The organism is Streptomyces sp. NPDC048337, assembly GCF_043201175.1.
Classification (GTDB): Bacteria; Actinomycetota; Actinomycetes; order Streptomycetales; family Streptomycetaceae; genus Streptomyces.
On the sequence record NZ_JBICYR010000012.1, the window covers coordinates 153,578 to 177,284 of the forward strand.

Below are 23,707 nucleotides of genomic sequence, written 5' to 3' on the forward strand. Positions count from 1 at the left end.
GCAGCGCCGCGTTCGGGCCCTCGTTCGAGTGACTCACGGGGCACTGCGGGGCGCCCGGCCTCCCTCGGATGTACCTTCGCGTTTACGGACGGAAGGAGCGCGGCGGTATGAGCACAGCACCGGTTGAGCCGGGCGGGGGCTCGGGCGAGTACAACCTGGTCGCGGACCCTGAGCGCGCATTGAAGTACGCCGTTCAGCGCATCAAGGGTGATCGCGCAGAGATCATCGAGGGGGTCATCGAACTCATGCCACCGTCCTGGGATCACGAGCGTGCTGCGAAGATCGTGCGTCGGCAGATCTCCGACCGCGTCGACGAACTCGGCTGCCTGGAGGGCTCCGGCAACATCGATCTGCCCGGGTCGCCGAACTGGTACGTGCCCGACATCGCCGTCGTACCTGAAGACCTCGCGAAGGGCGGCGAGGCTCTGTTGCCCGATCAGACGCTGCTCGTCGTCGAGGTGACCTCGGAGTCGAACGCCGAGACCGACCGGGTCGTCAAGCGCAGGCGGTACGCCGAGTACGGCGCGCCGCTGTACCTCCTCATCGACCGGGTCGAAGGGACCGTCACGCTCTTCTCCGAGCCCGGGCGGCTCGGGTACACCCGGACCGAAGGCCCGCACCCCTTCGGGACGGCTGTACGGCTGCCCGAGCCGTTCGGGATCGACCTCGACACCTCGGAGCTCTAGGCCCGCGCCGCCAGGAGGCAGTCCTCCAGGAAGGTCAGGACCCGCAGGTGGTAGGCGGGGCCGGGGGCGTGAATGTCCCTGGACCCGCCGTCTTGGGGGCGCCTTGAGGTAATCGAACGAATCCTGCGGTTCCTTCACTTACCACTGACGACATGACCATGCACGCCATGTAATGGCATCGGCGCGAGCGCGCGCCGCACCTCACGGACCCGCTCCAGACCCGTCGGGGTCCGCAGGAGGCACTTTCGTACGTTCGGGATCACACGAAAGCGGCCCTGCCCCATACGCTGCTCAGTGTCGAGCTGCTCAGAGAAGGGGCAAGGCCGTGTCATCCGATGCTACCCCCGACCCGTACGACAACCCCGTCGCGTTCGGGCAACGTGTCCTGATCTACCGCAACCGCAGAGGGATGACCCGCGAGCAACTGGCCGACCTCCTCGGCCACCACGCGTCGTGGGTCAAGAAGATCGAGACCGGCACCATGAGAATGCCGCGCCTGTCGGAGATCCTTCGCATCGCCGAGGCCCTCCGCGTCCGCCGCCTGAATGACCTCGTGGGGGACGTAGGCGCCGAACCACACACCGATCTCTTCGTGGGGCCAGGACACGACAGACTGCCCGCCGTACGCACCGCTCTGACCACATTTCCCACTCGGGCTGATCGCCCCGCACCCTCAACGGCGTACCTACGCGCCGCGCTGGATGCCGCGTGGAGCGCCCGCCATGGAGCGCCCAACCACCGCGAGGTCATCGGCGATCTGCTGCCCGGGCTGCTCCGGGACGCCCAGCTCGCGGTACGGCAGGCGAACACGTCTGCCGACCGCCGGACTGCCCAGGCGCTCCAGGCGGAGGTGTACTTCCTCGCGCAGTTCTTCGTCGCCTACCAGCCAGACCCGTCGCTGCTGTGGCGCGTGTCCGAGCGCGGCATGACCGCCGCTCAGGAGTCCGAGGACCCGCATGCCATTGGTGTCGCCGCCTGGTTGTCCGCGCAGGCTCACCGCGACTCCGGCCCCGGGCACTACGAGGAGGCGGACCACGTCGTGTTGGAAGCGCTGAGGCGCCTGGAGCCCGGACTTTCTGAGGCGCCGCTGGACGTACAGGCGGTCGTCGGGGCCCTGAAGTTCGAGGCCGGATTCACCGCGGCCAAGCGCCGCGACAGCGGCATGGCCTGGGGCTGGTGGGACCGCGCGGACCTCGTTGCGCAGCAGCTACCGGGGGGCTATTTCCACCGAGTCACCAGTTTCGGCCGTGCTGTCATGGCGGCGCACGGCGTCACCGTCGCGGTCGAGCTGCGGTCCGGCGGTGAGTCGGTTCGACAAGCGAACCGGGCAGAAGCCGAGTCGATTCCGTCCCGTCCTCGGCGTGCAAGGCATCGGATCGAGCAGGCCCGCGCCTACTACTTGGACGGCCAGCAAGAAGCCGCGCTAACTACGCTGCAGCAAGCACACGCGGCAGCGCCCGAGACGGTTCGCTACAACGGCTACGCGAAACGGATCCTCCTGGAGGAGGCATCATCCAGGCTGCCGGAGCGTCGGCAGCGGGCCAGCCGGTTGGCTGTGCAAATCGGCCTGTTGGCCGCCTGAACGAGGGGGCCCAAACCGGGCCCCTTCCTTCCGCTGTTCGGCCGTACCGTCGCCCTACGACCCGGTGACGACGGTAGGGAGTGCCCACGTGGCCAACCACACGATCCGTAGCTGCGCCCGCGGGGTGCTCTGCATCGACACCCCGGACGACCCGAGCCCGGGTCTGACCCCGGTGCCCGAACCCAGCGCAGACCTTCTCGACCGTGCGAGGGTTGGCTGGGAGCGGTTCATCGGCGCCGACGAGGAGCCTGCCGATGCCTGAGCGGTACGAGTACCTGCCGCACCGGCTGCTGCGCCATCGCGTCCGCGATATCGCGTCCGGCGCCGAGGGCGAACTGATGGCCGTGATCCACGAGGACGTGTCGGACTCGGTCGTCTGCGAACGCTGGGTGGAGCTCACTTACATCCGCGCCAAGTCCGGTCGCGAGTTCTCGACGCTGGTCGACAACATCGAGCCCGCCTGATGAGCACGCTGGACAGACAGGCCCTGTACCCGCCCCCACCCGGCGGTCATCCTGCACACCAAACCGATGGGAGAACCTGATGGGCAAGCACACCGGACCCCCGCAGGACAAGCCGTGGACACCTCCCTCCCAGCCCTCCAGCCCGGACGGGAGCCGCCCGTCGCCCCAACCCTCGACGCCCTCGAACCCTCCCTCTTCCCCACCGCCGGGGAAGAAGTGAACCGGGCGATCTGCCGCGAGGCCCTCATGACCGCAGGGTTACTGCGTGAGCCCTGGCTGGCACAGGCCTTCGACGCTGTCGACAGGGAAGCCTTCATCCCGCAGGCCGTATGGCTCCCTGTACGGGACGACGAAGGCCTTTGGCAGTTCGTCGACCGCGACGAGGAGCCCGAAACGTGGCGCCGCGCGGTGTGGAACCCACACCAGTCGGTGGTCACGCAGCTGGACGACGGCGACGTCACACCGGGGTCAAGCGCGGGGGACTTCACCTCCTCCGTGTCCGCCCTCGACATCGTCATGCGGAAGCTCCAGCACCTGGACCTGAAGTCGCCGTCCCGCGTATTGGAGATCGGCTATGGCTCCGGTTATCACACCGCCCTGCTGTGCGAGCGCGTCGGCTCGGAGCGGGTGGTGGCCGTCGAGATCGACGAGGAGATCGCGCGCGCAGGCGCCTCCAACCTCAAGGCCGCCGACTACGACCCGGAACTGATCGTCGGGGACGGTCTTCAGGGCGCCCCCGGCGGGGACCCGTTCGACCGGATCATCAGCACGGCGTCCCTTCGACGTATCCCGTACACCTGGATCGAGCAGTCCAGGCGGAGCGGGGTGATCCTGACCCCGTTCGGGACGGCGTACAGCAATGCGGGGCTCCTGCGGCTCCGCGTGGACGGCGAGGGCACGACGGCGCAGGGCTGGTTCGTCGGCGCGTCCTCGTACATGTGGATCCGCTCCGAGCGACCGACCGTCGACCTCCACGTTCCGGAGGAGTCGGCCGGCCGCAGGTCACCGATCGACCCGGCGCAGGTTCTGGGGGGCGGCTACCTCCAGGACTTCGCCATCGGACTACAGGTCCCGGACATCTCGTACTCGCACCGCGGGGAAGGCGACGCCCGACAGGTCCAGTTCGTCGACGAGGCCGGTACGTCGGCCACGATCGTCCGCTACCGCGACTGGTGGGGAGAAGACGCGGTCCGCTCGTGGGGACCGCGCGATCTGTGGTCAGAGGTGACGGCGGCGTACACCTGGTATGAGCTCCGGGGCCGTCCCCACATCACCCGCTTCGGCATCACGGTCGACGGGAGTGGCCAATACACATGGCTCGATGAACCCCGTCGGCTCGTGGGCTCCTGATCCGTAGCCCCGGCCGGGCCATTCCCGGCCAGGGCTACTCGGCCATACCGGGAGCCGGGCAGGTCAGAGAGGAAGCGCCTGTAAGAGTGCCTGTAATACACTGGTCCTCATGAGAACCTCCCGGCCCGGCGGCACAGAAAACATCTCGGTGTCCATGCCCGCGGACCTCGTCGACGCGCTGCGTTCCCGTACGGGCAAACGTGGCGTGTCCGCCTACGTGACCGAGGCGGTCCGCCAGCAGATGGCCATGGACGGACTCGCCGAGATCGTCGCTGCCCACGAGACAGAACATGGCCCCCTGACAGAAGAAGAGATCCTGTCCGCTCATCGCGAGCTTTTCGGTGAAGCGGATGAGTCGAGCGCGGCCCAGGAGAGCGCTGCGTGAGGGAACCGCAGGCTCGCTCCATCGTCCTCGACGCACAGGCGCTCTCGCTGCTGCTGCGCGACGACCGCCGAATGATCGCCAGGGTAGAAGCCGCGCGGCGCGAGCACGTCCTGTTCAAGGTCTCCGCCCTGACCATCGTGGAAGCCGTCTACGGCAAGACCAACACCGCACGACTGAAGTGGGTGCTCTCCCGGCTTCATGTGGAGGAAGTCACCGAGGACGACAGCCTGAAGGCAGTACAGCTCCTGGAGGAGGCCGGCGGCCTCCACGGCCACAAGTACGCCATCGACGCCCTCGTCGCCGCGATGGCGCTCCGCTCCCCCGCCCCCACACTCGTCCTGACCTCGGACCGTGACGACTGGTCCAAACTGTGCGGCGACCGCGTCAAGATCAAGGACGTCTGACCCTCATCCGCGCTGCCACCCTAGGCCCGCGCCGCCAGCAGGCAGTCCTCCAGGAAGGTCAGGACCCGCAGGTGGTAGGCGGGGGCCGTGTGGCCCAGGCTGATGTTGTGGCCCGAGGCGGGGAGGTGGTCGACGGTGACCGACGGGGCCGCCGTCAGGCGGGCGGTCATCGCCGAGACGGTGGGGGCGTCCAGGTGCCACCAGGCCTCGTGTTCCGCGAAGGTGAGGCGGACCGGGACGCGGACGCGCGGGGCCAGTTCCTCGTACTGGCCGGGCCAGCGGAGGGTTTCCGCCGACTCGCGCGGCGGGGTCGGGGACAGCAGGGTGCGGCTCGCCTGGAAGGTGCCGCGCGGGTAGAGGTTCAGGGGGCCCCAGTTGAGCTTCGTGGCGCCGCCGCCGAGGGTGGACGGGAAGTGCAGGGCCTCGGGGTTGTAGCGGTAGCCGACGCCCGAGGCGTCGAGGCCGAGGAGGGGGACGGCGCCGTTCGTGGCCGCCGTGTGGAGGGCGACCTTGCCGCCGTCCGAGTGGCCCAGCAGGAAGACCCCGGCGCCGATGTCGTGCTCGGCGGCGTGCTCCTTCAGCGCCGCGTGGAGGGTTTCCGCCTGGTCGGCCAGGCCCTGGCCCTCGGGCAGCAGGTTCGCCGAGTCCCCGTAGCCCGGCCGGTCGACGGCCAGGACCGCGTGGCCCAGGCCGGTGGCGAGGGGGATGAAGGAGTTCCAGTACGCCGCCCGCATGCCCCGGCCGTGGATCGCCAGGATCGTGGAGCGGGGCGCGGCCCCGCCCTCCGGCAGGGCGAGGATCCCCGACAGGGGGATTCCGGCGGCGTTCAGCGTGTACGGGCGTACCCCGTCGAGGAGCTTCGTCATCGGACCGCCAGCCCCCTCCGCGCACCGTCCATCGCGTCCACCCACACCGACGGCGAACCGGTGCGCAGCAGCGAGGTGCCCACCAGCAGCCCGCCGAAGCCGGCGTCCAGCAGGCCGGCGGCCGTCGCCGGGCTGTCGATGCCGCTCGCGCTGACCGGGCAGGCGGCGCCGGCCGCGCGGACCGCCGGCAGCAGGTCCAGGGAGCGGCCCAGGTCGCCCGCGCCGCGCTCCCGCGTCTTGATGTCCTTGTTGTTGACCGCGATCACGCACTCCTCGGGGAGGTGCACCGATTCGAGTTCGGCCTCGTTCGTGATCTCGACGAAGGGGGTCAGGCCGGTCAGCAGGCACTCCGTGACCAGGGTGCGCATGCTCGACGCGGGGAGCATGGCCGCCGTCAGCAGCACCGCGGACGCGCCCAGTTCCTTCGCCGTGCGGACCTGGTCCTTCCTGGTGATGAAGTCCTTCTGGAGCAGCGGGAGGTCGGTCAGCGCCGCCACGTCCCGCAGCAGCGCCGGCGAGCCGCCGAACCAGCGGCCCGTGACCACCGAGATGCAGGGGGCGCCCGCCGTCTCGTACGCCCCCACGATCGCGGCCGGCGTCCGGCCGCCGACCAGGTCGTAGCCGTGGGCGTCGCGCCGCTTCACCTCCATCACCACGGGGGTCGGAGAGGCCAGGAGGGCCTCGAGGAAAGGGAAGCCGGTCCGGTTCTGCTTCGTCATCGCGACAGCTCCAGCTGGGGGTGGTCGGGGATACGAGCCGTACGGGCGCCCGTGCGCCAGGCGCGGGCCAGGGCGGCGATCTGCGGGACGCCGAAGCCGCCGGTCGCCCCGTCGCGCGCCGCGGTGTCCACGTCGATGCCGCGGAACCCGGGGTGGCGCACGACCTCCTCGTACGCCGGACGGTTGGCCGGGGTCAGTCCCCCGGCCAGCAGGAACGGCCGGGTCAGCCGGGGCAGCAGGGCGGTGACGCGGTCCGGGTCGAGCGTGCGGCCGGTGCTGCCGATCCGGCCGTCGCCGGTGGCGGTGTCGAGGAGGAAGAGGTCGGTGCCGGCCCGGTCGTAGGCGCCGATCAGCGGCCGTTCCACACAGCCCCCGCCCTCCTCGACGTGCAGCACCTTGACGATGCCGACCTCCGCGGGGAGCGCCTCGCGCAGCGCCCGTACGAGGGCCGGCGGCTGGTAGGCGTGCAGCTGGACCCAGCCGACCCCGGTGCGCCGCACGATCGCGGCCAGTTCACCGGCGTCGGCCAGGAACGTCACCAGCACCGGCAGGAGGCCGGCCGAACGGGCCGCCGCCGCGAGGGCGGCGAGCCCGTCCTGGTCCAGCTCGGAGGGGCCGCCGGGTACGCCGTGCCAGAGGCCGACGCAGTCCGCCCCGGCGGCCGCCGCCGCCTCGATGTCCTGCGGGGCCGTGGCCCCGCAGACCTTCAGCAGCGTCCGGGACAGCGGGTGTGCGGTGCTCACTTGCCCAGTCCCAGCGTCGAGGCGATCCGGTTGTACTGGATCTCGTTCGAACCGGAGTAGATGGTGCCGCCGACGGCGTTGCGCACTTCCTGCTCCAGCCCGAACTCCGACATGTAGCCGTGGCCGCCGAAGATCTGGACGGCACTGATGCTGCCGGCCAGGTTGGCCTCGCTGGTGACGAGCTTGGCGATGGCGAGGTCCTGGGTGACGTTCTCGCCCGCCTGCAGCTTCTCGCCCGTGTCGTAGAGCCACTTGCGGGCGGTCTCCAGCTGGATCTTCATGTCGACGATCTTGTTGGCGATCGTCTGGTACGAACCGATCGCCTTTCCGAACGACTTACGCGTCTTCGCGTAATCGACACACCGTTCCAGCCGGTGCTGCATCTCGCCCACGTTGACGATGAAGGAGAAGAGGATCTCCCGCTTCATCACGTGGTCCATGACCATGAACCCGCCGCCGACCCGGCCGAGCACCGCGCTCCTGGGTACCCGTACGTCGTCGAAGAACAGCTCGCTGATCGGCGAGGTCCGCAGGCCCATCTTCTTGATGGGCCTGCCGGCGGTGATGCCGGGGGTGTTTCGGTCCACCAGGAACGCCGTCGTCCCGAGCGGGCCGCCGTCCGGATGGGTCCGGGCGTAGACCACGACCACGTCGGCGACCGGTCCGTTGCTGACGAAGACCTTGCTGCCGTTGATGACGAAGTCGTCCCCGTCCCGCACGGCCCTGGTGGCCATCGCCATGGCGTCCGAGCCGCCCTCGGCCTCGGTGATGGCGTGGGCGCCGATCGCCTCGCCCGAGGAGATCAGGGGCAGCCAGCGCTCCTTCTGCTCCACGGTGCCGAACTGCTGGAGGGGGATTCCCGTGGAGCAGATCGACGTCGTGATGGAGAAGCTGAGGCCCGCGTCGCGGTTGTACTCGCCGAGGCCCTCCAGCACGTACATGGTGGTGAGGATCGACTGCCCGAGGCCTCCGTGTTCCTCGTCGAAGGGCAGTCCCAGGATTCCGGTCTTCTGGACGAGCTTCCACTTGTCCTCCGAGAAGGCGGACTGCTCGTCGAGTTCGATGTGGTCTGCGCTGAGTGCGTCTCCCCACCTCTCCAGGCCTTCGCGCAGATCTGCCTGGTCGGCGTTCCAACGGATCACGACGGACCCCTTTGATTCGGTGATGGTGCGGATGGGTGGTGCACGCGGTGCGGGCGGTGCCCGCGGTGCACGGGGTGTGCGCCTCAGTAGGCGGAGGAGGAGTGGGCGTCGAGGCTGTGGACCTCGTCGCCGCGCAGGGCGGGCGAGAAGACGCAGACCAGGCGCAGGTCCTCGTGCGGGCTGGCGACGAGGTAGTGGGCGTCGTGCTGGTCGAGCGCGTACATCCGGCCGGGGACGATCTCGTGCGAGGTGCCGTCGAGCTCGATGACCTCGCCGGAGCCCTCGATGCAGTAGCAGGCCTCGAGGTGGTTGACGTACTCCAGGCGGGACTTGGTGCCGGCCAGCACGGTGGTGTCGGTGAGCGAGTAGCCCAGGCCGTCCTCGGCGAGGAGGAAGCGGCGGCTGAGGCCGTTGCCCCACTCGACGGTCTTCACGGACTCGATGTCGCGAACGATCATGGCAATCTCCCGGTGTGAGGGTGGTGCTCGGATGTCTCGGATGAGGGGTGGAGCTCTCTTCCCCGCCGGTCAGGCGGTTCGGTGCGGCGGTGCGTCGTGCGGCGGTGCGCCGGGCAGGACCGAGCGGACGAAGCCGCGGAAGGCCTCGGTCACGTCGACGCCGTCCTCCTGTGCCCGCTCGATGGCGGCGACGGCGGCGGAGCCGATGATCGCGGCGTCGGCGCCACTGGCCCCGACGGCCTCCACGTCCTGCCGTGTGCTGACCCCGAAGCCGACGGCGATCGGGGACGTCGTGTGCGCCCGGAGTCCGGCGACCGTCTGCGCCAGCGCGGCATGGCCGGCGGCGGGTGCGGTCCCGCTGCGTCCGTAGTGGGCGACGAGATAGAGGTAGGCGGAGGCCTGTGCGGCGGCCTGGGCCTGCGTCTCGGACGGGCTCTTGGTGTAGCAGGTCGTGACCACCGGGAGTCCGGCCGCCGCGGCCGACTCCAGGTGCGTCTCGCGCAGCCGCGGGGGGAGCGCGTGGACGAGGAGTCCGTCCGCGCCCGACGCGGCGATCTCGCGGGTGACGGCGGCCAGGTCCCGGTGCTTGAGGGAGTGGCTCCAGTCGGCGAGCAGGGCGATCCGCAGGTGTGCCAGGTGCGGCCGTACGTCCTCGATGAACTCGAGTACGTCGATCAGGCCGACCCCGCGGTCCAGTGCCCGGCGGGCCGAGCGGCGGATGACCGGGCCGTCGGTGACCGAGTCGGGGAACGGAACGGCCAGTTCGAGGCAGTCCACGCCCTCCTCGTCGAGCATCAGGACCAGGTCGCGCAGGACCGGGAGCGGCGGGTCCCCGGCGTTGAGGAACAGCGCCAGGCCGGGTGCGCCGCCGGGCCGCCGGACCGGGAAGAACGGAGCGGGACCGGCCGCCGGTGTCAGGGTCGAGGCCGTGGCGGTCCCCGCCCGTTCCGCGGCCGGCGCCGCCGTGTCCGGGGTGCGCAGCGTCAGCGCCGCGGGCCTAGGCACCGGCCACCGCCAGGGTGCGGGGCGCCGGGGCCGGGGCCAAGGCGGCAGCCAGGCGCTGCGCCAGGTCGTGGGCGGCGCCGGAGCGGACCGCCTCCTCGGCGACCGAGACCGCCGAGAGCCAGTCCCGGCGGGTGCCGGAGGCCACCACCAGGGCGGCCGCGCCCAGGCAGACCGTACGGGTGGCCACCCGGCCCGCCGTACCGGACAGGACGGAGAGGAAGTGCTCGACCGCTCCGGCCGGGTCGGCGGCCGGCCGCAGGTCCCCGAAGGAGCCGTCGCCCGGGGTGAGTTCGCCGGGCCGGATGATCCGGCTCCCGGCGTTCCCCCCGTGGACGGTGTTGGTCGCAAAGGGCAGCAGCTCGTCCGCGCCGGTGTCGTTCGAGGTCAGCCAGATCCGGCGGCCGGTGGTGGTCGCGGCGAGCTTCCGCAGGGTGTCGAGGGGCGCGGCCGCCGAGACCCCGGTGACCTGGGCGGTCACCGGCAGGTCGGCGAGGAAGGGGCCCAGCGCGTTCAGGAAGCGGCCGAACGGCTTCATGCTGTACGGGGCCACGGTCCGCGCCAGCCGGGTCAGTTGTGCCGGGTAGACGAACGGCCCGGCGAAGGCGATCCCGTACTCGGCGAGGGTGTCCTCGGTCTGGGCGTAGGAGGAGGTGAGACGGACACCGAGCCGTTCCAGCAGGTCGACGGAGCCGAGTGAGCTGGTGTAGGCGCGGGAGCCCGTTTTGACGACCTTGACCCCGGCCGCCGCGGCGACGAACGCCGAGGCGGTGGAGATGTTGAAGGTCTTGGGCCCGCCGCCGGTGCCGACGACGTTCACGGTGCCCTCCCAGGAGGTGGTCACCGCCGCCGCCGGCCGGCGCTCGGCGAGCGAGTCCAGCAGGTGGCGCAGGGTCTCGTGGTCGGGGAGCCGGCTGGTCAGGGAGGCCAGCAGGGCGACGACCTCGGCCTTTTCCAGGCCGCCGTCGCCGAGCTGGTCCCACCAGGACCGCCAGGTCTCGCGGCCGACCGGGGCCCGCTGCTCCAGCAGGCCGGTGAGTGCGTCATGCACGGCTGGTCTCCGTCTCGTCTCCGTCGGGTTGGGGGCGGTGCTACGCGGCCGCGGTGCTGCGGGACGCGGTGATGAAGGTGTCGATGGCCTCGACGCTGCGGAAGTTGTTGGGGTCCAGGTCGGCGTCGCCGATGGCGAGCTCGAAGCGGTCCTCGACCCAGGCGATGAGCTTGAGGACGCCCAGGCTGTCGATGACCCCGTCGTTGAGCAGGTCGTGGTCGACCGCGAGCTCACCGGCCGCGGTGCCCGGGAGGAACTCGGTGATGACGAAGTTCTTGATGGTGTCGACGTTGCTCATGACGGGATTCCTTCGGCGAGAGGTGTGGCTGCGGGTGTGGTGGTCGGGACCGGCTGGTCGAGGCGGTCGAGCGCCTTGCGGTCGACCTTTCCGGTGGCCGTCTTCGGCAACGGCGCGTCGGTGAGGGTGAGCTGGTGGGGTACGGCGGCCCTCGGCAGGTGCCGGGCGCAGTGCGTGCGCAGCTGCAGGCCGGTCAGCTGGGAGCCGGGGGCGCGCTGGACGCCGGCGACGAGCCTCTTGCCGGCGATCGGGTCGGGCAGGGCGGCGACGCCCGCCTCCAGCACTCCGGGGTGTTCCTGGAGAACACGTTCGATCTCCGCCGTGTTGACGGCGACTCCGCGCACCTTGACCTGGAAGTCGGTGCGTCCGGTCAGGTGCAGGGTGCCGGCGGCGTCGCGCCGTACGAGGTCCCCGGTGCGGAACCAGCGGCGGTCGTCGAGACCGAGCGGGTGGCCGGTGAACTTGTCGGCGTGGCGGGTGCGGTCGAGGTAGCCGCGGGTCTGGAAGGGCGTGGAGACGAAGAGCTCTCCGCTGCCGGGCCCTTCGACGAGGGTGTCGGTGTCGGGGTCGATGACGAGGGCGTGCACGCCGGGAAGCGGGCGGCCGATGGGTACGGGCGGGAAGGCGGTGGCCGAGGTGTCGACCTCGTGGACGAAGCTGTCGTTGGTCTCCGTACAGCCGTAGATGTTGTGGATGCGGGCCCGCGGGAAGAGCTGGGGCAGGGCGGCGAAGGTGCGGTCGGGGATGGCGTCGCCGGTGAACATGACGTGCTCGACGCCGGGGAAGGTGTCGCCGGTCTTCGCGGCCGCGTCCTGCAGGAGCCCGAAGGCCATCGGGACGGCCTGGACGACGTCGACCTCGTGGCGCAGGACCAGGTCCCGCAGGTGGCGGCCGTGGGCGGCCAGCGCCGGGTCGACGAGGACCACGCGTCCGCCGCGGGCGAGGGTGGTCCAGACGTCGAGGAGGCAGAGGTCGAAGTTGAGGGGGGCGTAGTTGAGGACGGTGCGGCCGGGGCCGATCCCGAAGGCGTTGCCGGCCCACCGGGTGAAGCGGTCCACGGCGTCCAGGGCCAGCGGGACGATCTTCGGCAGGCTGGTGGAGCCGGAGGTGGTGAGCATGAAGGCCACCTCGGCGGCCTCGCCGGCCGGCAGCGGCTTGGCGGCGACCTCCGGGTTGGGGGCGACCCGGGCGGGCTCCCCGCCGGGGGCGAGGACCGTGGCGCAGCCGGCCTGGGCGAAGAGGTCGGCGAGCAGGGTGTCGGCCAGGGCGGGCGACGGGAGCAGCAGCGGCCGCCGCGCCAGCAGGCAGGCCAGTACGAGGGCCACCGCGGCGGGGGACTTGTCGGCGAGGACGCCGACCGGCACCCCGGGGGCGAGGTCCAGGAGCGCGAGCCGGTCGCGCTCCTTCCCGGCGAGCTCGTACAGCTCGCGGTAGGTGGTCTCCTCCCCGTTGAAGAGGAGCGCGGTGGCGTGGGGGCGGTCGCGGACTTGGGTCAGGAAGCCCCCGAGCAGGCCGAGTTCGACGGTGGCGGCGGCCTGGCCTTCGGTAACGACCGGGTGGGGCGCGGTCATCGGGGGCCTCCTTCCGCGGGGGCGGCGAACTCGATCCAGCCGGACTTCACGGCGGCGCCCTTGGGCGTCTTGCAGGTGAAGCGGACGACGCGGGCCTCGGCGTCGGGCTGGAGGGCGATCTCCAGCGGGATGCCGGGGGGCACGGGGGCCGAGAAGCGGCAGCCGAGGCCGCGCACCCGGGCGGAGTCGCCGGCCGCGAAGCGGTCCACGGCCTCCTCCACGGCGAGGGCGACGACGCTCATGCCGTGCGCGATGACGCTGTCGAAGCCGGCGCCGCGGGCCGCCTCCTCGTCGAGGTGGATGGGGTTCAGGTCGCCGGAGGCCTGGGCGTAGGTGGTGATCCAGTCGGTGGTCAGCTCGTGCACCGCGGTCTGCGGTTCGCCGGTGCCCAGCGGGGTGGGGGCGGCGGGGCCGCCCGCGATGTCGCCGAACGGCTCCAGCAGGGTCGCGCCGACCAGCAGGGCGGAGATGACCAGTTCCGCGAAGGGCTCGGGGCCGTCCTCGCCGATGAGGCGGACCCGCAGCGCGATCCGGGCGCCGCGCGGCTCCTTGCGGATGCCGAGCACGTCCAGGCGTACGGTCACCTCCTCGCCGGGCCGGACCGGCCGCACGGTGCGGATGTCCTGGCCGAGGTGGACCACGGAGACCGGGCCCGGCTCGGCCTCGGTCAGCGCGGCGACGGTCTGCTCGGCCACCGTGTGGGCGAGGACGAAGGTGTGGACGGGCGAGGCCTGGCCGGGCCGGGCGGTCGGCAGTCCGCGCCGGGCGGCGCCGCGGTAGTCGGTGATCTCGGGCTCGGTGACGGTGAGCGTACGGACCGGGGAGGGGAGCGAGAGGGTCGTCATACCGGCGTCACCACCACGGAGGAGTTGTGGCCGCCGAATCCGAAGGAGTTCGTGATCGCGGGCCCCGAGGGCACGGCGCGGGGTACGCCGTGGACGACGTCGATGTCCATTCCTGGCTCCAGCTGTTCGTGGTTGGCGGTGGGCGGCACCTCGCAGTGCCGCATGGCCTGCACGGTGGCGATGAGTTCGACGGCCCCGGCGGCGCCGATGAGGTGGCCGATGACCGACTTGGGCGCGGTGACGGGCGGCTGGGCGGTGCCGAACACCTTGGTGAGGGCGGCCGCCTCGGACCGGTCGTTGTACGGGGTGGAGGTGCCGTGCGCGTTGACGTGCACGATGTCGGAGGGGTCGAGGCCGGCGTCGGCGATGGCCCCGGCCATGGCGGCCGCGGCTCCCGCGCCGTCGGGGAGCGGCATCGCGAGGTGGTGGGCGTCGGCGGTGGCGGCGTATCCGGCGACGATCCCGTAGGTCTTCGCCCCGCGCGCCTTCGCGTCCTCCAGCCGTTCCAGTACGACGAACCCGGCTCCCTCGCCCATCACGAACCCGTCGCGGTCCTTGTCGAAGGGGCGCGAGGCGTGCTCGGGGTCGTCGTTGCGGAAGGAGACCGCGCTCAGGTTCCCGAAGCCGGCCAGCGTGACCGGGGTGAGCGTGTGCTCGGTGCCGCCCGCGATGACCAGGTCGGCGCGTCCGGTCTGGAGCAGCATCAGCGCGTGGCCGATGGCGTCGGCGCCGCTGGCGCAGGTGTTGGCGACGGTCAGGGCGGGGCCGGTCCAGCCGAGCCGGATGGCGATCTGGGCGGCGGCCGCGTTGGGCATCGTCATCAGCGGCATCAGCGGGTTGACCCGGGCCGGGCCGCCCTCGGTGAAGTGCGCGGACTCCAGGTCGCTGGTGGCGCGGCCGCCGACGGCGTTGCCGACGACGATGGCGGTGCGGCCCGACGGGGCGGTGGGCGATCCCGCGTCGAGGTGGGCGGCGAGGGCCGCGGCCGTTCCGTAGTGGGCGAAGGGGTCCATCCGGCGGGCTTCCTTGGCCGGGACGAGCCCGGCGAGGCCGTCGAGGCCGCGGACCCGGCAGCCGATCCGCACCCGGTGGCGGCTGAGGTCGATGTGGGTGAGTTCGGCGGCGGTGGACCGGCCGGCCCGAAGCGTGTGCCACAGCTCGTCCGGGGTGCACCCGCCGGGGGTGACCACGCCCATGCCGGTGATGGCTACGGGCGGCTGTGCCGAACTGCCCCTGGACGGTCCAGGCATGTCTGCTCCCTAAGGCGTGTGGGCGGTCGTCACGAGGGCGGTCAGATGATCCGGCACTCGCGGGCCGACTTGATGAGGGCGTCGGCGGCGAAGTCGAGGTCGGAGGTGGTGTGCGCGGCGGTGATGGCGATGCGCAGCCGGGCCAGGTCGTTGGGGACGGCCGGGGTGACCACGGGCAGTCCGATCGCGCCGTTCTTGCGCAGGACGGTCGCCAGGTCGTAGGCGGACTCGTCGGATCCGGCGATGACCGGGACGACCGCGGTCTCGCTGTCGACGGTGGAGATGCCGGCCTCGTTGAGGAGACCGCGGAAGCGCTCGGACTCGCGCTGGATGAACCGCACGCGCTCCGGCTCGCGCTGCATGATCCGCAGGGACTCCAGGGCGGCGCCGGTCTGCGCTCCGCCGAGGGCGGCGGAGAAGAGGAAGGGGCGGGCCGCGTAGCGCAGGTGGTGGATGAAGTCGGCGGAGCCGGCGACCCAGCCGCCCATGGAGGGGATGGCCTTGGACAGGGTGCCGAGCTTGACGTCGACCTTCACCTCGTAGTTGAAGTGCTCCTCGATGCCCTTGCCGGTGGCGCCGATGACGCCGAGCGCGTGGGCCTCGTCGACCATCAGCAGCGCGTTGTGGGCGTCGCAGACCTTGCGCAGGTCGACCAGGGGGGCGATGTCGCCGTCCATGGAGTAGACGCTGTCGACGATGACGAGGCGTACGCCGGTGTCGGGGGCGGCGGCGAGGCGGCGCTCCAGGTGGGCGACGTCGTTGTGGCGGAAGCGGGTGACGGTGGCGCCGGAGAGCTTGCAGCCGTCGACGATGCTGGCGTGGTCGTACTTGTCGATGAAGACGGTGTCGCCGGGGCCGACGATCGCGCCGACGGTGCCGGTGTTCGCGGCGTAGCCGGAGCCGAAGACCAGGGCCTTCTCGCGGCCGGCCACCTTGGCGACCTCGGCCTCCAGCTCCTCGTGCAGCGGGGTCGTGCCGGCCAGGGCTCGCACACCGTGGTTGCCGGTGCCGTAGAGGTCGACGGCGGCCTTGGCGGCCGCGACGACGCGCTCGTCGCCGGCGAGGCCGAGGTAGGAGTAGCCGGACATCATCAGCAGCCGGCGGCCGTCCTGGTCCGCGTACGCGGAGTCCCGCTCGGCGGTGTAGGCGACGAAGCTGTTCTTGCGGTTGGGCTCGTACTCCAGGTGCCGGACCCGGTCGCGGAAGTAGGCCAGCTTCGGTTCGAGACGGTCCCAGGCGGCGGATGCGTTCACGTGCTTCTCCTCATCGCGATCGTCCGGCGGACCCGGAACTCCATCGGCGCCCTGCCTTTTTTCCGGCGGGGCTCTAGTGGAATTCCATTAAGGCTCGGGGGGCGCAATAGCGGCGCAAGAGCCGGACCGGAGCGGGGCCGGAGCGGGACCACAGCCGCGCTCGAAAATCAAAAAAGGATGCCCGGACCTGGGGTTTTATTCGGAAGGGAATGTTTGCGGGCCGCTGTTGACATCCCGAGAAGGCCCGCCGGTATCCTCTGAATCGCACGACACCATGGGGGACACGGCCGGAAGCGACCGTTTCGGAGAGTGCATAGTGCTGATCAGACTGATAGGTCTTGTCACGATCGAGCCGGACGGAGCACCGCCTCAACACCTCTCGAGCGCCCAGGCGCAGGTGGCCTTCGCCCGTCTGCTCATCGAGCGGACCGAGGGAACGGACCGTGACCAACTGGCCGAGACCATCTGGCCCGAGGGCCTTCCCGACACCTGGGCTTCCGCGCTGCGCAGCCTCGTCAGCCGGGTGCGTACGTTCGTCACGACCCCGCAGGACCAGCCGGGGGTCACTCCCCTGGTCGCACAGGGCGGCCGGTACCTCCTGCGGGTGCCGCAGGACGCGGCCGTGGACGTCGAGGTCGCGGAGACCGCGGTGACCGAGGCCGCCGAGGCGTACGCGGAGGGCGCCTACGCGGTGGCCCAACAGCTCGCGGCCGGCGCGGTGTCGAACCTGCGCGGCTCTTTCCTGCCCTCCCACGAGGGCGAATGGGTCAACGCGATGCGCGAGCAGCTCGAAGAGCTGCGCCTGAAGGCACTGGAGACCGCGAGCCTTTCCTCCTCCGCCCTGGGCGACGAGCACCACGCCCTGCGGTACGCGGAGGAGGCCGTGCGCCGCGCCCCGTTCCGGGAGAGCGCGTACCGCTGCCGGATGGCGGCCCACACCCGGGCCGGCAACCGTGCGGAAGCGCTGCGCAGCTACCAGCAGTTGCGGGAGGTGCTCGCGGAGGAGCTGGGCATCGACCCGGCGCCCGAGACGGAGGCCGCGTACCTGGAACTGCTGCGCACGCCCGAACCCCGGGCGGCCGCACCCTCCGTCACCTGCCTGGACCCGGTGCTGATGGGGGTCTTCGAGGTGGACCACCGCGTGCCGGTGCCGCGCCCGTGCTCACTCGCCGAGCACGGCTGCGTCACCCACGGCGTGGCGGCCAAGCCCGCCGCCTGACCCGCGACGACAGGAAGCCGCCGCCACGCTGTGCGTGGCGGCGGCCTTCGCGTGCCCGTGCGCGCGGCTCCCGCGGGAACGACGGGCGGCCCCGGCCTCCCTGTGGGGGGAAGGGAAGGCCGGGGCTGGGGGGAGCGGCGGGGGATCAGGTGATGGATACGCCGCTGTCGATGCTGATGACCTGGCCCGTCATGCAGTCCTGGTCCAGGAAGAGGCCGACGCTGCGGGCGACCTCCTCGACCGTGACGAAGCGGGGGATGGGGGCCTTGTCCTCCATGCCCTCGATCACCCGGTCCGGCAGGGTGTTGGTCATGCCGGTGATCATGAAGCCGGGGGACAGCGCGTTCACCGTCACCCCGCGCCGGCCGCACTCCGAGGCGAGGGTGCGGGTGAAGCCGATCAGCCCCGCCTTGGAGGCCGAGTAGGCGGTCTGGCCGGCCGTCGCGATGATGCCCGACGGGGACACGATGTTGATCACCCGGCCCCAGCGCTTGCGCAGCATGTGCGGCACCGAGACCCGGGCGGTGTGGAAGGACCCGATCAGGTTGGTCTGGATGACCTGGGCCCAGTCCGCCGGGTTCTGCATCGCCATCAGGCTGTCCTTGCGGATGGCCCCGTTGTTGACGAGGACGTCCACCGGGCCCAGCTCTTCGGAGATCTGCGCGTAGAGGGCCTGGGTGGCCTCCCACGAACCGACGTCACCGGTGACCAGCACCGAGGGGTTGGTCAGTTTCTCCCGGACGGCCTCGGCTCCCTCCCGGGAGCTGTTGTAGTGGACCGCGACCCGGCAGCCCAGCGCGTCCAGTTCCAGCGCCAGGGCCTGGCCGAGGCCGCCCGAGGCGCCGGTCACGAGCGCGACCGGGGACTCCGGCCGCACTCCCGCACCGTTCTTGCTCATGCCGCGACACCGCCCCACTCCATCAGGATCGAACCCCAGGTCATACCGGCTCCGAAGCCGGCCAGCAGGACCTTGTCGCCGGCCTTGATACGGCCCTCGTCGAGGGCCTCGGTCAGCGCGATCGGGATCGACGCCGAGGCGGTGTTCCCGTACTTCTGGAGGTTGGTGATCAGGGCCTCCTGCCGGAGCCCGGTGTGCGACAGGATCGAGTTGATGATCCGGATGTTGGCCTGGTGCGGCACGACGTGGTCGATGTCCGCGGCGTCCACCTTGGCGTTCTCCAGCGTCTCGCGCACCGTACGGACGGTGTAGCGGACGGCGTTGAGGTAGATCTCGTTGCCGTTGATCTGCGCGTAGTGCAGGCCCGCGTCCAGCGTCTCCTGGGTGGTGGGCATCCGGCTGCCGCCGGCGAGCACCTTGAGGGAGCCGGTGCAGGAGCCGTCGGCGCCCAGGTTCCAGGCCTTGACCCGGTTCTCCGCACCCGGCTGGAGGACGATGGCGCCCGCGCCGTCGCCGACCAGGATGGACAGGTCCCGGTCGGCCGGGTTGGCCGTCAGGGTGTGGGTGTCGGAGCCGATGAGCAGGATCGGGCGGGGGTCGATGGCGATCAGCGCCATGGCCGACACCAGCCCGTAGACGAAGCCCGCGCACTCGGAGTTGACGTCGTGCGCGCTGCCCGCGATGCCCAGCTCGTGGTGGACGAAGGCGGAGGTCGCCGGCGACGGCTGCTCGGGCGTGGCCGTCGCGACGATGAGGTGGGCGATGTCGGCGCCGGTCAGGCCCGCCTTCTCCAGCGCGCGCCGGCCGGCCTCGACGGCCAGGGAGGCGGTGGTCTGCCCCGGGTTGACCGCCCGCCGCTCGCGGATGCCGCAGCGGCTGACGACCCAGTGCTCGTCCACGCCGAAGCGCTCGGCGAGTTCGGCACTGGTGACGATGCGTTCGGGTACGGACATGCCCCACCCGGTGATGTCGAAGCCGGTCACGTCACCCCTCGCTACGCCTGAGCCGGGACGAGATCGACGATCTTCGCGTACACGTCACGCAGCGTGGTCGTGTCGTCGAGGTCGGCGAAGAGCGACTCGTCGGCCGGGATGTGCGGGTACTGGTTCTGGAAGCCGTACAGCCACTCCATCAGGTCCAGCGAGTCGACGTCCGCGATGTGCTGGAGCGGGGCGTCGGGGCTGACCTCCGCGGCACCCGAGACGGCCTCGAGCTGGCTCGCCAGTTCTTCGATGGTGGGCAGCGACATGGGGTCGGTCCTCTCTCGGCAATGCAACTCGGCAGTGCGTGTCTTGTTTTCGAGAGCGATGAAAGCCCCGCCCCCGCAAGGAACGCGCAACACGGCGCCGGATCGCGAATCCGGGCCGTCTTGCGCACGCCTTGCGGGGCATCCGCTTTTCTCGACGCGAATTCGGAAAACACGGCCCGCCGGACACGCAGGAAAGAGGATCAGGATGACAACGGTCGCCCCCAAGTCGGTGGACCCCGAGGTCGATGCGATCAGGCACCACTATGAGGTCAGCAACGATTTCTACCGGCTCCTGCTGGGCCCCACGATGATGTACTCCGGCGGCTACTGGGAAGACGGCGAGGACCTGGTCGCCACCCTCGACGAGGCGCAGGAGCGCAAGCTCGACAAGTTCGCCGAGCTCGCGGGCGTCAAGGCCGGCTCCACCAAGCGCGTCCTGGACATCGGCTGCGGCTGGGGCACCATGCTCAACCGCCTCACCACCGTGCACGGCGCGGAGCAGGCCGTCGGCCTGACCCTGTCCCGCACCCAGGAAGCGTTCATCGACGGGCTCAACAACCCGAAGATCACCACGCTGGTGCAGAGCTGGGCGGACTACAAGGTCGCCGACGACAGCGAGAAGTACGACGCGGCGTTCTGCATCAACGCGCTGGAGCACTTCGTCTCCTCCAACCTGCCGCCGAAGGAGCGCACCAAGCGCTACCGGTACTTCTTCCAGCAGGTCGCGAACGCCCTGAACCCCGGCGCGAAGTTCGTGCTGCACACCATGACCGCCGAGGCGCTGCCGATGAACCGCGCGCTCCTCGACGACCTGAAGTTCCTGCAGCGCTCCGAGTTCGAGGGGTGCCACATCCCGCACCTGCACGAGCTGAGCTCCGCCGCCGAGGGCCTCTTCGAGATCGACGAGATCGTCAACGAACGCGAGTCCTTCGCGATGGCCTGCCGCGCCTGGCTGGTCCTGCTGGCCGAGCGCCGGGACGAGGCCGTGGCCATGGAGGGTGAAGAGGTCGTCTCCCGCTTCGAGCGCTACCTCGACATCTTCGCGTACACGCTCGAGGACAAGTTCTTCAACAACTTCCGCGTCACCATCACGCGCCGTTAAGGAGGCCGACGTGACGAGCATTCTCGAACCGGCCAAGGACGGCGGCGCCCGCACGGGCACCGAGACGCGTCCCGGTGGCCACGGCCCGACCCGCCACCTGCGGGTCGCGGTCATCGGCACCGGCTTCTCGGGCCTGGGCACCGCCATCCGACTGCTGCAGTCGGGCATCGACGACTTCCTGGTGTTCGAGCGGGCCGACGAGGTCGGCGGCACCTGGCGCGACAACAGCTATCCGGGTTGTGCGTGCGACGTCATGTCCCACCTCTACTCGTTCTCCTTCGCCCAGAACCCGAACTGGAAGTCCACCTTCGGCAAGCGCGACGAGCTGTACGCGTACCTGCGCGACACGGCCGACCGCTTCGGGGTGCGCCCGCACATCCGGTTCGGGCACGAGCTGGTCGCCGCCCGCTGGGACGACGGCGAGCGGCACTGGAAGATCGAGACCTCGCAGGGCGACTACACCGCTCAGGTCCTGGTCACCGGCACCGGCTACCTCAGCGAGGCGGCCGTGCCGGACATCAAGGGCCTGGGCGATTTCGAGGGGAAGGTCTTCCACTCCTCGAACTGGGACCACGACCACGACCTGGCCGGCCGTCGCGTCGCCGTCATCGGTACGGGCGCCTCGGCCATCCAGTTCGTCCCGCAGATCCAGCCCGAGGTCGGGCACATGGACCTCTACCAGCGCACGCCCCCGTGGGTCGGCCCGAAGAACGACAAGCCGACCAGCCCGCTCCAGGCCAAGCTGCTGCGCTCGCTGCCCGGATACCAGAACTTCCGGCGGAACTTCAACATGTGGGGCCGGGAGATCCTGGCCTTCGTGATGGCCCGCCCGAAGGTCGCCGGGAAGATGCAGAAGATGGCCAGCGACCACCTGAAGAAGTCGGTCCCGGACGAGGCGCTGCGCGCCAAGCTCACGCCCGACTACGTGATGGCCTGCAAGCGGCTGCTCTTCTCCAACACCTGGTACCCGGCGATCCAGCAGCCCAACGTGGACCTGGTCACCGACGGGATCGCCGAGGTCCGCGCCAAGTCGATCGTCGGCAAGGACGGGGTCGAGCGCGAGGTCGACACCATCATCCTGGGCACCGGCTTCCAGGCCACCGACCGCCCGGTCGCGAAGCGGATCTGGGGCCGGGGCGGCGTGCAGCTGCGCGAGGCGTGGAAGGACGGCATGTCCGCCCACCGCGGCACCACCATCGCCGGCTTCCCCAACCTCTTCATGCTCCTGGGCCCGAACACGACGCTGGGGCACTCCTCCCAGGTCGTGATGATCGAGGCGCAGATCGCCTACGTCCTCGACGCGCTGAAGCAGATCGAGAAGCGGGGCCTGGCCAGCGTCGAGGTCCGCCAGGAGGCGCAGGACGCCTACAACAACGCGCTCGACGCCAAGCTCGACGGCACCGTGTGGAACGCGGGCAACTGCCAGAGCTGGTACCTGGACGCCAGCGGCCGCAACCCGTCGATCTGGCCCACCTACACCTGGCGCTTCCGCGGCGCCACCAAGCGCTTCGACCTGAGCGAGTACCAGCTCGCCTCGCAGGTGCGCACCGGCAAGCCGGCAACTCACCAGTAGTACGCCACGCCATGGGAATCGGGAGACGTACCCAGATGAGCACTACCCCAAGAACCACCGCCGGCGCCTCCACGGGCGAAGTCGCGCAGCCGTCGCGGCGCCGGATCCTCGGCGGCATCGCCGCCACCGCCGTCGCGGTCGTCGGCTGGAACACGGTCGACCAGAGCTGGGCGACGGCCGCCGAGGCCGCGGGCAACGCCAACGTCGTCCCGGTTCCGGGACTGGCCGGCACCCTGACGACGGACCCGGCCACGCTCGACTCCTTCAGCCACGACTTCGGCCACATGTGGGACGGCGCGAAGCCGTGGGCGGTCCTGCGGCCGGGCAACATCGACGACATCGTCAAGATCGTCAACTACGCCCGGGCCAACAACATCAAGGTCGCCGTCAACGGCCAGGGCGGCACCGGCGCCGACATCGAGTCGCACTCGGTCTACGGCCAGGCCCGGGTCCCGGGCGGCATCTCCATCGACGCCAAGGGCATGTCGAAGATCCTCTCCATCGGCGAGAACTACGCCGTGGTCGAGGCCGGTGTGACGTGGGGCCAGCTGACCGACGCCACCCTGGCCCTGGGCAAGACCCCGCCGGCGCTGCCGGACTACCTGTACATCTCGGTCGGCGGCACCATCAGCATCGGCGGTATCGGCGGCACCGTGCAGAAGTACGGCCTGCTGTGCGACACCGTGCAGGCCATCGACATCATCACGGGCGACGGCAAGCTGGTCACGGCCACCCCGTGGCTGCGCCCGGACCTGTTCAACGCGGCCCTGTCGGGCGGCGGCCAGGTCGGCATCATCGTCCGGGTCAACGTCAAGCTGATCCCGGCGCCGAAGCGCTCGGTCATCTTCAGCCTCTTCTACAACGACCTGTCGACGTACCTCGCCGACTCGGAGAAGGTGATGGCCGAGGGCCGGTTCCAGGTCCACGCGGGCGAGATGCTGCAGAAGCCCGACGGCTCGGGCTGGCGCTACAAGATGGAGGTCGGCGCCACCTACGACACGACCCCGCCGAACCGCGACACGCTGATCGGCGACCTGAAGGACGTGCGGGCCGACGCGGTCATCGAGGACGTGTCGTACCGGGAGTACATGTTCCGGCTCGACGCGTACGAGGCGTACCTGAAGGAGTCCGGCCACTGGTACCAGCCCAAGCCGTGGCTGAGCATGTTCCTGCCCGCGTCGAAGACGAAGGCCTTCATGCAGCAGGTCGAGCAGGAGCTGACCGCCGAGTCCCTGGGCGGCGGATTCCTGCTCTTCTACCCGTACTTCACCTCGAAGATCAAGCGGCCGCTGGCGGTCCAGCCGAACGAGTCGGTCGGCTACCTCTTCGACCTGCTGCGCTTCCCCAACCCGGGCGCGGACACCCAGGCCATGCTCGCCCAGAACCGCCGCCTGTACGAGATCGCGCGCGCCATGGGCGCCAAGCGCTACCTGGTCGGTTCGATCCCGAACATGACCCGGGACGACTGGAAGGCCCACTTCGGCAACCGCTGGTCGGGCTTCCTGAACGCCAAGGCGAAGTACGACCCCAAGAACCTCTTCACGCCCGGCCAGGGCTTCTTCGCCTGACGGCAGGAGCCCTACCGAGCGTGACGAGT

Annotated in this window: 26 protein-coding genes; 11 read left to right on the plus strand and 15 right to left on the minus strand. The window is 70.7% G+C overall.

Going from position 1 to position 23,707, the window contains the following annotated elements; translation table 11 throughout:
- The first annotated feature begins 107 nt into the window (after positions 1-107).
- From ACGFYU_RS20905 to ACGFYU_RS20935, 7 genes are all read left to right on the plus strand, one after another.
- Positions 108-686, plus strand: a complete 579-nt coding sequence (locus tag ACGFYU_RS20905) for a Uma2 family endonuclease (protein ID WP_393828782.1) — start codon at positions 108-110, stop codon at positions 684-686.
- 325 nt (positions 687-1,011) lie between these two features.
- Positions 1,012-2,268 (plus strand): helix-turn-helix domain-containing protein, encoded by a 1,257-nt coding sequence (locus ACGFYU_RS20910; RefSeq protein WP_393828783.1) that lies wholly within the window; start codon positions 1,012-1,014, stop codon positions 2,266-2,268.
- Between the two features lie 88 nt (positions 2,269-2,356).
- Entirely contained in the window at positions 2,357-2,530 is a 174-nt protein-coding gene (locus tag ACGFYU_RS20915) for a hypothetical protein (protein ID WP_393828784.1), read from the plus strand.
- Positions 2,523-2,732: a hypothetical protein gene (locus tag ACGFYU_RS20920; RefSeq protein WP_393828785.1), complete on the plus strand. Its 210-nt coding sequence runs from the start codon at positions 2,523-2,525 to the stop codon at positions 2,730-2,732. The genes ACGFYU_RS20915 and ACGFYU_RS20920 overlap by 8 nt, the downstream gene beginning before the upstream one ends.
- A 114-nt stretch (positions 2,733-2,846) precedes the next feature.
- Complete coding sequence (locus tag ACGFYU_RS20925; RefSeq protein ID WP_393828786.1) at positions 2,847-4,082, plus strand: protein-L-isoaspartate O-methyltransferase; 1,236 nt, start codon at positions 2,847-2,849, stop codon at positions 4,080-4,082.
- Positions 4,083-4,191: 109 nt separating this feature from the next.
- Positions 4,192-4,467: a hypothetical protein gene (locus ACGFYU_RS20930; RefSeq protein WP_393828787.1), complete on the plus strand. Its 276-nt coding sequence runs from the start codon at positions 4,192-4,194 to the stop codon at positions 4,465-4,467.
- Positions 4,464-4,871 carry a type II toxin-antitoxin system VapC family toxin gene (locus ACGFYU_RS20935; RefSeq protein ID WP_393828788.1) on the plus strand — a complete coding sequence of 136 codons (408 nt, stop codon included), beginning with the start codon at positions 4,464-4,466 and terminating at the stop codon, positions 4,869-4,871. Before ACGFYU_RS20930 ends, ACGFYU_RS20935 begins: the two co-directional genes overlap by 4 nt.
- 20 nt (positions 4,872-4,891) lie before the next feature.
- On the opposite strand, the gene ACGFYU_RS20940 is transcribed toward ACGFYU_RS20935, so the two are convergent.
- The 12 genes from ACGFYU_RS20940 to ACGFYU_RS20995 form a co-directional block, all read right to left on the minus strand.
- Complete coding sequence (locus ACGFYU_RS20940; protein ID WP_393828789.1) at positions 4,892-5,737, minus strand: alpha/beta hydrolase; 846 nt, start codon at positions 5,735-5,737, stop codon at positions 4,892-4,894.
- Complete coding sequence (locus ACGFYU_RS20945) at positions 5,734-6,456, minus strand: indole-3-glycerol-phosphate synthase (RefSeq protein ID WP_393828790.1); 723 nt, start codon at positions 6,454-6,456, stop codon at positions 5,734-5,736. The genes ACGFYU_RS20940 and ACGFYU_RS20945 overlap by 4 nt, the downstream gene beginning before the upstream one ends.
- Positions 6,453-7,199 (minus strand): N-(5'-phosphoribosyl)anthranilate isomerase, encoded by a 747-nt coding sequence (locus ACGFYU_RS20950; RefSeq protein WP_393828791.1) that lies wholly within the window; start codon positions 7,197-7,199, stop codon positions 6,453-6,455. Before ACGFYU_RS20950 ends, ACGFYU_RS20945 begins: the two co-directional genes overlap by 4 nt.
- Complete coding sequence (locus ACGFYU_RS20955) at positions 7,196-8,341, minus strand: acyl-CoA dehydrogenase family protein (RefSeq protein ID WP_393828792.1); 1,146 nt, start codon at positions 8,339-8,341, stop codon at positions 7,196-7,198. Before ACGFYU_RS20955 ends, ACGFYU_RS20950 begins: the two co-directional genes overlap by 4 nt.
- An 83-nt stretch (positions 8,342-8,424) precedes the next feature.
- The gene (locus tag ACGFYU_RS20960; protein ID WP_030390275.1) at positions 8,425-8,799 is read right to left on the minus strand and encodes an ectoine synthase; all 375 of its coding nucleotides are present in this window, start codon (positions 8,797-8,799) and stop codon (positions 8,425-8,427) included.
- A gap of 69 nt (positions 8,800-8,868) precedes the next feature.
- The gene (gene trpA / locus ACGFYU_RS20965) at positions 8,869-9,804 is read right to left on the minus strand and encodes a tryptophan synthase subunit alpha (protein ID WP_393828793.1); all 936 of its coding nucleotides are present in this window, start codon (positions 9,802-9,804) and stop codon (positions 8,869-8,871) included.
- Entirely contained in the window at positions 9,797-10,852 is a 1,056-nt protein-coding gene (locus ACGFYU_RS20970; RefSeq protein ID WP_393828794.1) for a hypothetical protein, read from the minus strand. The genes trpA and ACGFYU_RS20970 overlap by 8 nt, the downstream gene beginning before the upstream one ends.
- Positions 10,853-10,892: 40 nt before the next feature.
- Positions 10,893-11,150: a phosphopantetheine-binding protein gene (locus ACGFYU_RS20975; RefSeq protein WP_393828795.1), complete on the minus strand. Its 258-nt coding sequence runs from the start codon at positions 11,148-11,150 to the stop codon at positions 10,893-10,895.
- Entirely contained in the window at positions 11,147-12,721 is a 1,575-nt protein-coding gene (locus tag ACGFYU_RS20980; RefSeq protein ID WP_393828796.1) for an AMP-binding protein, read from the minus strand. Before ACGFYU_RS20980 ends, ACGFYU_RS20975 begins: the two co-directional genes overlap by 4 nt.
- On the minus strand, positions 12,718-13,566 hold the full coding sequence (locus ACGFYU_RS20985; RefSeq protein ID WP_393828797.1) for a MaoC/PaaZ C-terminal domain-containing protein: 849 nt from the start codon (positions 13,564-13,566) through the stop codon (positions 12,718-12,720). The genes ACGFYU_RS20980 and ACGFYU_RS20985 overlap by 4 nt, the downstream gene beginning before the upstream one ends.
- Entirely contained in the window at positions 13,563-14,816 is a 1,254-nt protein-coding gene (locus ACGFYU_RS20990) for a beta-ketoacyl-[acyl-carrier-protein] synthase family protein (RefSeq protein ID WP_393828798.1), read from the minus strand. Before ACGFYU_RS20990 ends, ACGFYU_RS20985 begins: the two co-directional genes overlap by 4 nt.
- A gap of 41 nt (positions 14,817-14,857) precedes the next feature.
- Positions 14,858-16,069 (minus strand): aminotransferase class I/II-fold pyridoxal phosphate-dependent enzyme, encoded by a 1,212-nt coding sequence (locus tag ACGFYU_RS20995; protein WP_393828799.1) that lies wholly within the window; start codon positions 16,067-16,069, stop codon positions 14,858-14,860.
- 316 nt (positions 16,070-16,385) lie between these two features.
- On the opposite strand from ACGFYU_RS20995, the gene ACGFYU_RS21000 reads away from it, so the two are divergent.
- Positions 16,386-17,288, plus strand: coding sequence for a BTAD domain-containing putative transcriptional regulator (locus ACGFYU_RS21000; protein ID WP_393828800.1), 903 nt, complete (start codon positions 16,386-16,388; stop codon positions 17,286-17,288).
- Between the two features lie 145 nt (positions 17,289-17,433).
- On the opposite strand, the gene ACGFYU_RS21005 is transcribed toward ACGFYU_RS21000, so the two are convergent.
- From ACGFYU_RS21005 to ACGFYU_RS21015, 3 genes are read right to left on the minus strand one after another with little or no spacing between them, the layout of a single operon-like run.
- Positions 17,434-18,186 (minus strand): SDR family NAD(P)-dependent oxidoreductase, encoded by a 753-nt coding sequence (locus ACGFYU_RS21005; protein WP_393828801.1) that lies wholly within the window; start codon positions 18,184-18,186, stop codon positions 17,434-17,436.
- The gene (locus ACGFYU_RS21010) at positions 18,183-19,169 is read right to left on the minus strand and encodes a 3-oxoacyl-ACP synthase III family protein (protein WP_393828802.1); all 987 of its coding nucleotides are present in this window, start codon (positions 19,167-19,169) and stop codon (positions 18,183-18,185) included. Before ACGFYU_RS21010 ends, ACGFYU_RS21005 begins: the two co-directional genes overlap by 4 nt.
- Before the next feature lie 11 nt (positions 19,170-19,180).
- Positions 19,181-19,435: a hypothetical protein gene (locus ACGFYU_RS21015; protein WP_030390264.1), complete on the minus strand. Its 255-nt coding sequence runs from the start codon at positions 19,433-19,435 to the stop codon at positions 19,181-19,183.
- Between the two features lie 205 nt (positions 19,436-19,640).
- Between ACGFYU_RS21015 and ACGFYU_RS21020 the strand changes: the two genes are divergently transcribed.
- From ACGFYU_RS21020 to ACGFYU_RS21030, 3 genes are read left to right on the plus strand one after another with little or no spacing between them, the layout of a single operon-like run.
- Positions 19,641-20,537 carry a class I SAM-dependent methyltransferase gene (locus ACGFYU_RS21020; RefSeq protein ID WP_393828803.1) on the plus strand — a complete coding sequence of 299 codons (897 nt, stop codon included), beginning with the start codon at positions 19,641-19,643 and terminating at the stop codon, positions 20,535-20,537.
- 10 nt (positions 20,538-20,547) lie between these two features.
- Positions 20,548-22,110, plus strand: coding sequence for a flavin-containing monooxygenase (locus ACGFYU_RS21025; protein WP_393828804.1), 1,563 nt, complete (start codon positions 20,548-20,550; stop codon positions 22,108-22,110).
- Positions 22,111-22,145: 35 nt separating this feature from the next.
- The gene (locus ACGFYU_RS21030; protein ID WP_393828805.1) at positions 22,146-23,678 is read left to right on the plus strand and encodes an FAD-binding protein; all 1,533 of its coding nucleotides are present in this window, start codon (positions 22,146-22,148) and stop codon (positions 23,676-23,678) included.
- Positions 23,679-23,707 lie beyond the last annotated feature (29 nt).